This is a genomic window from Leifsonia sp. SIMBA_070 (assembly GCF_046534635.1).
Taxonomy (GTDB): domain Bacteria; phylum Actinomycetota; class Actinomycetes; order Actinomycetales; family Microbacteriaceae; genus Leifsonia.
Map to the genome: position 1 here is coordinate 1 of NZ_JAWRYK010000119.1, position 318 is coordinate 318.

The 318-nt window shown below is 71.4% G+C and carries 1 protein-coding gene; it reads left to right on the forward strand.

Annotation, left to right across the window (positions count from 1 at the left end; genetic code table 11):
* The coding region (locus tag SB754_RS19665) for a hypothetical protein (protein ID WP_410784078.1) at window positions 1–318 on the forward strand (318 nt) is incomplete at both ends.

Genomic DNA, 318 nt, shown 5'->3' on the forward strand with positions numbered 1-318 from the left:
GTGGAGGTCGCCGACGGGATGATCGGGGGCGCCAAGTTCGACCTGACGTTCGCCATCGACGACACCACCGACGCCGACGGACGGCGCCGGCTGGGTGGCCGGATCACCTACGCGACTGACATCTTCGACCGCGAGACGGTGACCGCCATCGCCGAGCGCTTCGAGATCCTGGCGCGGGCGATCGCCGCCGACCCGAGCTCCGTTGTCGGGGACATCGACATCCTCACCGCAGCCGAACACCGCGAGGACGAACTCGCGTCGCAGACCCCGGAGCCCGCGGCCGAACCCGCCCCGGCGTACAGCGCCGCAGACCTCGCC